The sequence below is a fragment of the uncultured Salinicola sp. genome (assembly GCF_937921195.1).
Lineage (GTDB): Bacteria > Pseudomonadota > Gammaproteobacteria > Pseudomonadales > Halomonadaceae > Salinicola.
In genome coordinates this window covers 1-5,109 of record NZ_CALFQK010000208.1, presented here as the reverse complement: position 1 = coordinate 5,109, position 5,109 = coordinate 1, and the positions used below count along the sequence as shown (strand labels likewise).

Annotated in this window: 5 protein-coding genes and 1 other RNA gene; 3 read left to right on the top strand and 3 right to left on the bottom strand. The window is 66.6% G+C overall.

The window, feature by feature from the left end:
* Positions 1-97: 97 nt before the first annotated feature.
* The 3 genes from Q0602_RS24170 to Q0602_RS24160 all read right to left on the bottom strand — a co-directional run bounded on the left by Q0602_RS24170 (position 98) and on the right by Q0602_RS24160 (position 1,337).
* On the bottom strand, positions 98-742 hold the full coding sequence (locus Q0602_RS24170) for a 5-formyltetrahydrofolate cyclo-ligase (RefSeq protein ID WP_298848706.1): 645 nt from the start codon (positions 740-742) through the stop codon (positions 98-100).
* Positions 743-771: 29 nt separating this feature from the next.
* A non-coding RNA gene (ssrS, locus tag Q0602_RS24165) (6S RNA) lies at positions 772-956 on the bottom strand.
* A gap of 66 nt (positions 957-1,022) precedes the next feature.
* Positions 1,023-1,337, bottom strand: coding sequence for a cell division protein ZapA (locus Q0602_RS24160; protein WP_295035468.1), 315 nt, complete (start codon positions 1,335-1,337; stop codon positions 1,023-1,025).
* Between the two features lie 249 nt (positions 1,338-1,586).
* Between Q0602_RS24160 and Q0602_RS24155 the strand changes: the two genes are divergently transcribed.
* From Q0602_RS24155 to ubiH, 3 genes are all read left to right on the top strand, one after another.
* Positions 1,587-2,204, top strand: a complete 618-nt coding sequence (locus Q0602_RS24155; protein ID WP_298848701.1) for a UPF0149 family protein — start codon at positions 1,587-1,589, stop codon at positions 2,202-2,204.
* 84 nt (positions 2,205-2,288) lie between these two features.
* The gene (gene pepP, locus Q0602_RS24150; RefSeq protein WP_298848699.1) at positions 2,289-3,626 is read left to right on the top strand and encodes a Xaa-Pro aminopeptidase; all 1,338 of its coding nucleotides are present in this window, start codon (positions 2,289-2,291) and stop codon (positions 3,624-3,626) included.
* 117 nt (positions 3,627-3,743) lie between these two features.
* Positions 3,744-4,985, top strand: a complete 1,242-nt coding sequence (ubiH, locus tag Q0602_RS24145) for a 2-octaprenyl-6-methoxyphenyl hydroxylase (protein ID WP_298848704.1) — start codon at positions 3,744-3,746, stop codon at positions 4,983-4,985.
* The last annotated feature ends 124 nt before the right edge of the window (positions 4,986-5,109 follow it).

Sequence of the window (5,109 nt, the reverse complement as noted above, 5' to 3'; positions counted from 1 at the left end):
CGGTAGCGGAAACGCTGCCGGCCGTTTTCGTTTCCGGCCGTTTTCGTTTCCGGCCGTTTCGAGCCGCCGATCGTGCGGTAGCGTCTGGCATGGAGCTTCAGCTGCGGGGTCGGACGATTCGCCGGTCGCTGACGATGGCGTCCAGTGGCACGTCCCAGTGCTCGACGGGCAGCGAGTCGACGCGTTGACAGTCGTGGGCGAGCCCGATCAGCCGGGGCCTGGGGCGCTGGCGCCGGGCGAAGGCAAAAGTGCGATCGTAGAAGCCGCCGCCCATGCCGATCCGCTGGCCTTCGTCGTCGAATCCCACCAGTGGCAGCAGCACGGTATCCAGCGCCCAGGCGGGCAACCGATTGGCGCGATGGGCACCGAAGCGGGTGTCCGGCTCGGCGATACCGAAGCGATTGCGGGTCATCCGGGTACCGGCGTGATAGCGCACGAACCACAGCCGGTTCTCGACCAGGGGGCGCAATACCGGGAGATAGACGTGGGCGCGGTGGGCGGTGAACCAGTCGATCAGCGGGCGCGGGTCGATCTCGCCATCGTTGGGCAGGTAGAGCGCCACGCGGCGGGCGCGCTGCAGTTCAGGCAGGCACCTCAGGCGGCGGCAGAGCTCGCGGGAGGCCAAGCGTCGTTGATGCGGGGTCAGCGCGCGACGGCGGCGACGCAGTTCGCGTCGAAGCTCGCGCCGATCGAGACACCCGTCGACGGCCGACGATAAAGCCGTGGCAGAGTCATGGGTGATCGTTGCGGTGGTCTCGTTGAACGACAAGAGAGTTCCCCAGAGTGCCGCTGTCATTCTGGCCCTGAACCTATTGGTTCAAGGTGGGTGGCCGCAGGCAGGCCTTCAGGCTTTCCGACGCGCGGACATGCACACGGGCCTGCCTAGCAATTGGCCCCCTGGGTACTGCGCATAGGCTCGAGGGACTTGTAATGACTGGCGCACACTCCAGGAAACCCCACTATCGTAGCAGAGCGGCCCCCGTTGCCCAATGGCGGATTGCGATGCCGACGGCCTTTCGGCATCACGGTGTCTGCCGGCCGGGTTCGCCCGCCTTGGCCAGCGCACGTTCCAGCCTCTCGCTCAGATCACTCAGGCTCTGCTCGCCGGCGCGATGCGAATCCAGCGCCGTCAGCAGCTCGTGGGTAATATTGAGGGCGGCCATGATCGCGATCTTTTCGGCACCCAGCACCTTGCCCCGCGAATGGATGCCGTGCATGGCGCGATCCAGGTAGCGGGCGGAGCGCTTCAGTTGATCCTGCTCCTCGGGCGGGCAGGCGATCACGTAGGGTTTGCCCAGCAGGGTGACTTCGGTCGTCGGGCGAGACGTGTCGCTCATGTTGTCGCTCCGGGGTGGGCGGTGAAGATCGATGCGGTAAGATGGCAGGCATTCGCGCCGAGCGCGTCCGGATTCGTTACCCTGCCTGCGGTCGTTGACCGGCTGTGCCAGGCGAGGTCGAGGACCCGGGCAGCGTGCCGCCGCGATTGATGAATCACTATAGAGAGCCGGTTATTGGCGGTCAACGAGCCGCCTCGCCGGCGCCGCGCGCCCGCCGGCTCTTGCGATCACCCAATCATGGATGCCGACATGTCGATCATCAACGACCAGCTCGATTTTTCCACCGTCGCCAATGTCTTTCTGGCGCATGGCAGCATGCAGTCGCCGGCGTTTCTCGACGGCCGACTGTGCGCCGAGCTCGGTTTGCACGATTTGAGTACCGAGGGGTGGCTGGAGGAGGTCTGCCTGTCGCTCAACGTGGAACAGCCGGAAAGCCGTGAGGACGCGGACGTGCTGCTGGGCTGGCGCCGCCAGACGCTGGACGCGCTCTCTGCCGCCGAGCTCAATTTCGAGCCGCTGTTGCCGGACGAGCTGTTTTCGCTCTCCGAGCGCGCCCAGGGGCTCAAGGAGTGGACCCAGGGCTTTCTCGAAGTCGTCAACGAAGTGGATGGCGAAACCTACGAGAACTGGTCCTCGCCGCTGAAAGAGGCGCTGGAGGATCTCGGCCAGCTGTCGGCGATCGACGTCGATATCGCCGACGACCCCGAGAACGAGAACGATCTCTTCGCGCTGACCGAACATGCCCGAATGGCAGCGATGCTGCTCTACACCGAACAGCACCCTGGAGAACCCCAGGTGGAGCAGGTCGAGAACGAGAGTGTCGATCCTGCCGGCGACGAGGGCGAGACACCGTCATCGTTGCATTGAGTTTGCCCGCGCACCGCGTCGCGTGAGCGACGATATTCCCGGCGTCCCGGCGAGTCCCGAGACGCTCCGCTCAAGGAGAGAGACATGCGACCCGAGCCGCTACCGCGCCCCGCCCCCATCTCGCCAGAGGAGTTCGCGGCCCGTCGCGAGCGCCTGATGGCCGAACTGCCGGAACACAGTGCCGTGCTGTTGCCGGGTGCCGCGCTCAAGACGCGTAATCACGACAGCGAATACGCGTTCCGCCAGAACAGCGATTTCCACTATCTGTGCGGATTCCCCGAACCCGACGCGCTGCTGGTGCTGCTGCCCGGCCGGGAAGCCGGTGAGGCGATCCTCTACTGCCAGGAGAAGGATCCCGAGAAGGAGGCCTGGACCGGCATTCGCATCGGTCCCGAGGGGGCCGTGAGCGACTACGGCATGGATGAAGCGTTCGATAACACCCAGCGTCACAATCTGACCGAACTGCTGGACGGTCGCCAGACCGTCTTCCTGCCGCTGGCCGACACCACCGCCATGGGCATTGCCGAGGGCGTGCGCGCACAGTTGAGCGCCCGGGCGCGACGGGGGGCTGTCGCGCCCACCCGGTTTGCCGATGTCAGTGCCTTGATCCACGAACTCCGCCTGACCAAGAGCGAGGCCGAGCTGGCGCTGATGCGACACGCCGCGCAGATCAGTGCGCTGGCGCACCGGCGGGCCATGCAGGCGAGTCGCCCCGGCCGTTTCGAATATCAGCTGCAGGCCGAACTCGAGCACGAGTTCGTCTGGCACGGTGCCCGCGCGCCTGCCTACGGCACCATCGTCGGCGGCGGGGCCAACGCCTGTGTGCTGCACTACGTCGAGAACGCCGCGTCGCTGGAAGATGGCGACCTGGTGTTGATCGACGCCGGTGGCGAGTTCGACCTCTACGCCGGCGACATTACCCGGACGTTCCCGGTCAACGGCCGTTTCAGCGACGCTCAGCGGGCGTTGTACGACATCGTGCTGGCGGCGGAAGAGCGCGCCGTGGCCGCGGTCGAGCCCGGCGCCACGCTGGAGGCCATTCACCAGGGCGTGGTGCGCGATCTGACCGCGGGTTTGATCGAACTCGGTTTGCTGGAAGGCGAGCTGGAGGAGAACATCGAGTCCCAGCGCTTCCGGCGTTTCTATCTGCACTCGACCTCGCACTGGCTCGGCCTCGACGTCCACGATGTCGGCAGTTATCGGGTCGACGGCGAACCCCGACGACTGGAACCGGGCATGGTGTTGACGATCGAGCCCGGACTCTACATTCCGGATGCCGAAGACATTCCGTCCGCCTACCGCGGCATCGGTATCCGCATCGAGGATGACGTGGTGGTCACCGAGTCCGGCCGCGAGGTACTGACCTCGCAGGTACCCAAGGCGGCAGAGGATATCGAGACGCTGATGCAGGCGCGGAATTGATCGTTTTTTGATCGATTTCGAATGGCGCCTGGAAATTACGTAACCGATGTAAAGCCAGTGTAGGGTGCGTGGATACTGGCGCCTGAATTTTCAATCGTAAGGGAGCGGCTGGTGCAGATGTCTCAGATACGGCAATCCACCACGGTCGACGTGGCCATCATCGGCGGTGGCCTGGTGGGCGCCAGCCTCGCCTGCGCCCTGGGCGGGGCCATGGCAGCGGAGCGCGAGCTGGCCGACGAGCGGACGCCTCTGCGCGTCGCCATCATCGAGCCTCAACCGCTGCCCAGCAGCGCCGAGGCCAACGCTTACCAACCCAGCTTCGACGCCCGGGCCAGCGCCATCGCTTACGGTTCGCGACGGCACTTCGAGCGGCTCGGCGTGTGGTCGGCGATGGCAACGGAGGCGTCCGCGATCCGCCACATCCACGTCAGCGAGCGTGGCCGACTGGGCACGACCCGGCTGCACGCCTCGGAGCTTGGCGTCGAGGCGCTGGGCTACGTCATTCCCAACGCCTGGATGGGGCGAGCGCTGCATGCCCGCCTCGAGTCGCTGCCCATCGACTGGCGCTGTCCGGCCCGGGTCGAATCGCTGGAGACCGAGAGCGGTGGCTATCGGCTCGTACTGGACAGCGGCGAGGTCATTCACGCCGGCCTGACCGTGCTGGCCGACGGCGGGCGTTCCGGCTTCAAGGAGCGGCTCGGCATCGAGAGCGATCACCATTCCTACGAGCAGACCGCGTTGATCGCCAACGTCGAGGTCAGCCGTGCTCACGGTGGCTGGGCCTTCGAACGCTTCACCCGCGAAGGGCCGATGGCCCTGCTGCCTCTCGGCGGGCGGCGGATGGAGCTGGTCTGGACCCACCGGCAGGGCGCGTTCGACGAGACCCTGGCGCTCTCCGACGGCGCCTTTCTCGAGCGCCTGCAGCGAGCCTTCGGCGATCGTGCGGGCCGCTTTCGACGGGTGGGGCAGCGGCACACCTATCCGCTGTCGTTGATCACGGCGCGGGAGACGATTCGCCCGCATCTGGCCATACTGGGCAACGCGGCGCATGCGCTGCATCCGGTCGCCGGGCAGGGTTTCAACCTGGCCCTGCGTGGCGTGATGGACCTGGCCGGTGCCATCGACGCGGCGCGAGCGGACGGCGTTGCCGCCGGCGACCCCCGAACGCTGGCGAGCTTCGAGGCGAGACGCACGGCGGACACGCACCGGATCGTACGCTTCAGCGACGGGCTGATCCGGCTGTTCGGCATCGATCACGCGGCATTGGGGCCGGCTCGTGCCGCCGGCTTGGTCGGCCTCAACGCGCTGGGGCCGTTGCGCCGGACACTGGCGAGACATGCGATGGGCATCGAGCGCTAGCGCCGCCGGTGGAGGAGCCTGCATGTGAACGGGCCGGCAGGTGGCGCGGCATGCGACGAGACAAGGAGTACGCGTAATGGACCAGAGGGAGAGTGATGTCATCATCGTCGGCGGCGGGATCGTC

Coding starts and splice junctions, on each gene's coding strand:
- Q0602_RS24160 (WP_295035468.1), bottom strand. CDS start 1,337: ATGAGCGACACGTCTCGCCCGACGACCGAAGTCACCCTGCTGGGCAAA.
- Q0602_RS24155 (WP_298848701.1), top strand. CDS start 1,587: ATGTCGATCATCAACGACCAGCTCGATTTTTCCACCGTCGCCAATGTC.
- pepP (WP_298848699.1), top strand. CDS start 2,289: ATGCGACCCGAGCCGCTACCGCGCCCCGCCCCCATCTCGCCAGAGGAG.
- ubiH (WP_298848704.1), top strand. CDS start 3,744: ATGTCTCAGATACGGCAATCCACCACGGTCGACGTGGCCATCATCGGC.